Source organism: Streptomyces sp. YIM 98790 (assembly GCF_011421595.1).
Taxonomy (GTDB): Bacteria; Actinomycetota; Actinomycetes; order Streptomycetales; family Streptomycetaceae; genus Streptomyces.
The window spans coordinates 1-3,623 of the sequence record NZ_WTLH01000326.1 but is presented as its reverse complement, the minus strand read 5'-3'; the positions used below and the strand labels follow the sequence as shown (position 1 = coordinate 3,623).

Here is a 3,623-nt window from a genome sequence, read left to right as displayed (position 1 = left end):
GCCGGTCCCGCGGACGGGTCACGCCCGCGGCGCGGCTCCGAGGACCGCGGGCCGCTGCGTGCCGCGTTCAGCGGCCTGACCACCCGCGGCCGGTCCTTCCTGGCCGCCGGCGGCGCCGCCGCGCTCTGCGCCTACGTCCTGGGCCAGCCCGATCTGCTGCGGGTCGGGGCGCTGCTCGCCGCCCTGCCCCTGGTGTGCGTGCTGACGCTCTACTACACCCGCAGCCGGGTCTCCTCGGCCCGCCGCATGTACCCCTCCCGGGTGCCGGCCGGCTCCGAGTCCCGGGTCGAGCTGCGCATCGAGAACATCGCCCGGGTGCCCACCGGGGTGCTGCTGCTCCAGGACCGGGTGCCGTATGTGCTCGGGCCGCGCCCGCGCTTCGTGCTGGACCGGATCGAGCCGGGCGGGCGCCGCGAGGTGGCCTACCGGGTCCGCTCCGAGCTGCGCGGCCGGTACCCGCTCGGGCCGTTGCAGCTCCGGCTCACCGACCCGTTCGGCATGGTGGAGCTGAGCCGTTCGTTCACCGCCTTCGACGTGCTCACCGTGCTGCCGCGCACCGAGCCGCTGCCCCCGGTGCGGTTCGGCGGCGACGCCGGGGGCAGCGGGGAGACCGGCCGGCGGGCACTGTCCCTGGCCGGCGACGAGGACATCATCCCGCGCGACTACCGGCACGGCGACGGCCTGCGCCGGGTGCACTGGCGCTCCACCGCCCACCGGGGGCAGCTCATGGTGCGCCGGGAGGAGCAGCCGCAGCGCGACCGCTGCACCGTGCTGCTGGACACCCGGCGGTCGGCCTACCAGGGCTCGGGCCCCGGCTCGGCCTTCGAACGCGCGGTGTCCGGCGCCGCCTCGGTGGTGGCCCATCTGCTCGCCCGGGACTACTCGGTCCGGCTGGTGACCGACACCGGCGCCGTCCTGCCCGGCCCGCATGTGGCCGGGGTGAGCAGCGCGGAGGCCGGCGCGCTGATCCTTGACGAGCTCGCCGTGCTGGACCACTCGCCGGCCCGCGGCTTCGAGGGGATCTCCTCCGGCTCCGGGCCGCTGGAGGAGGCCGGGCTGCTGATCGCCTTCCTCGGCTCGGTCAACCGGGAGGCCGCCCCGCAGCTCGCCCCGCTGCGGCAGCGGGCGACGCACGCGGTGGCCCTGGTGGCGGCCGGGCAGAGGGAGCCCGAGGTCGAGGCGCATCAGCTCCGCCGGCTCACCGGGTCCGGCTGGCTGGCGCTCCCCCACCACCCCGGCATCCCGCTGGGACAGCTCTGGCAGGACGCCGCCCGCCTGACCCGCGGTCCGGCCGGCGGTTGAGGAGCGGAATGGACGCACGCATCAAGATCGCGATCGCCGCCTGGGCGGCCTCCCTGGCCGCGGCCTGCGCGCTGCTGCCGCTGGTCGAGGGCAGCGGCTGGATGGTCCGGACGGCACTGCTGCTGGCCGCGGTGTCCGGCACCGGCGTGCTGGTCCGGTGGCGCGGCGCCGGCGGCGGCCTCACCCTGGTCTGCCAGAGCGCGGTGGTCGTCTTCCTGGTCACCCTGGTGACCGCGCCGGAGGATGCCTTCCTCGGGCTGGTGCCCACCCCGGAGACCGTGGGCACCCTGGGCGAGCTGTTCGCCGCCGGCGCCGAGGACGTCCGGACCTACACCGCCCCGGCCCCGCTCACCGACGGCATAGCACTGATACTGCTGACCGGCGTGCTGGTGTGCGGCCTGATGGTCGACCTGCTGGCGGTGACACTGCGCAGCGCCGCGCCCGCCGGGCTGCCGCTGCTGGCCCTGTACTCGGTGGCCGCCGGAGTGTCCGAGTCCGGCGCCTCCTGGCCCTACTTCCTGCTCGCCGCGGCCGGCTTCATGGCCATGCTGCTCTCCGAGAGCCGGGACCGGGTCTCGCACTGGGGCCGGGTGCTGGGCCGGCCGGGCGGCCATCCGGGCGCCGCGGCCGGGGCCGCGCAGGCCCCGCGGATGCCCACCGGCCGGCGGATCGGCGCGGTGACACTGTGCGTGGCCGCGCTGGCGCCGGTCGCGCTGCCCTCGCTGGGCAGCGGTGTCTTCGACCTCTACGGCGGCAACGGCCAGGGGCCGGGCAGCAGTTCGTCGCCCACCTCGGTGAACCCCGTGGTGGAGCTGCAGAACCAGCTCAACCGGCGGCAGAACGAGATCCTGCTGAGCTACCGCACGGACAGCCCCAGGGCCGGTGAGATGTACCTCCGGCTGGTGGCCCTGGACCGGTTCGACGGCCGCCGCTGGACCTCCACCTCCGACACCCTGGACGATCCGCCGCCCACTCCCTGGGCGGTGGCCGGGCTGGCCGACGGGGTCGGCACCACCCTGGTCAGCACGGAGATCTCGGCCGTGGAGGACTACCGGCAGCGCTCCCTGCCGGTGCCGGTGCCGGCCGTGGACATCGACGCCGAGGGCGCCTGGGACTACGACATCTACGCCCGCACCCTGGTCGCGGAGGGCCGTCGCCAGACCGCCTCGGGTCTGTCCTACTCGGTCCGCAGCCTGCTGGTGGAGCCCACCGCCGAGCAGCTGGCCGGCGCCCCCGCTCCGGCCAGCGAGAAGATCCGCCAGGACTTCACCGAGGTGCCGGACAACCTGCCCGGGATCGTCCACGACACCGCCCTGGAGGTGACCGCGGGCGCCGCCAACGACTACGAACGCGCCGTGGCCCTTCAGGACTTCTTCACCCGGAACGGCGGCTTCCGCTACTCCACGGACGTCGAGTCCGGGACGGGCAGCCAGGCCATCGCCAATTTCCTGCGGGACAAGGAGGGGTTCTGCATCCACTACGCCTTCACCATGGCGGCGATGGCCCGCACCCTGGGCATCCCCGCCCAGGTGTCGGTGGGCTTCACCCCGGGCCAGCGGCGCAGTGACGAGGCCGGCAGCTACTACGTGGTCGGCACGCACAACGCGCACGCCTGGCCGGAGCTCTACTTCGAGGGCGTGGGCTGGACCCGCTTCGAGCCCACCCCGGGCCAGGGCAGCCGGCCCTCCTACACCCTGCCGCGGCCGTCCGACCCCACCGGGGAGCAGCCGGAGCGGCCCGAGCAGAACCCGGCACGGGAGGAGGAGCGGCCCGCCGAGGAGCGGCCCGAGCAGCAGAACCCGGAGGGCTGCGACCCGATACTGGAGCCCGGCCTGTGCCAGGGCGAGCAGCGGAACGGGACCGAGGAGGAGCAGGACGGCGGCTGGACGGCCGTCTGGCGGTACCTCTGGCCGGCTGCCGCCGCCCTGCTGCTGCCGGCCGTGGGACTGGCCCCGATGCTCTGGCGGCGGCGCTTGCGCCGCCGGCGGCTGGCGCCCGGCCGCGGGCCGCTGGCCGCCTGGCAGGAGCTCACCGACACCGCCTGGGACCTCGGGGTCTTCCCCATGGAGGCGGAGACGCCGCGGGTGGCCGCCCGGCGCATCGTGCGGGTGGGCGGCCTCACCGGGGAGCCGGAGGCCGCGGTGCACCGGCTGGCCACGGCGGTGGAGCGGGTGCTGTACGCGCCGCCCGGCACAGCCCGCGGCACGGACCGCGGCACGGCGCAGGAGCCGCCGGACGACGGCGGCCGGACGGCGCAGGACGTGCGGACCGCGGCGGCCGGGCTGGTCGCCACCGCGGACCGCTGGACCCGGCTGCGGGCA

General features: G+C 76.1%; 2 protein-coding genes. Both read left to right on the top strand.

Translation table 11 applies throughout. From position 1 onward, the window contains the following. Positions 1–1,302, top strand: a 1,302-nt coding sequence (locus tag GQS09_RS27560) for a DUF58 domain-containing protein (protein ID WP_399552623.1), incomplete at its 5' end; no start/stop codon positions are given. An 8-nt stretch (positions 1,303–1,310) separates the two neighbouring features. Then, positions 1,311–3,623 (top strand): DUF3488 and transglutaminase-like domain-containing protein (locus GQS09_RS27555; RefSeq protein ID WP_165990244.1); only part of this gene is annotated, 2,313 nt, incomplete at its 3' end.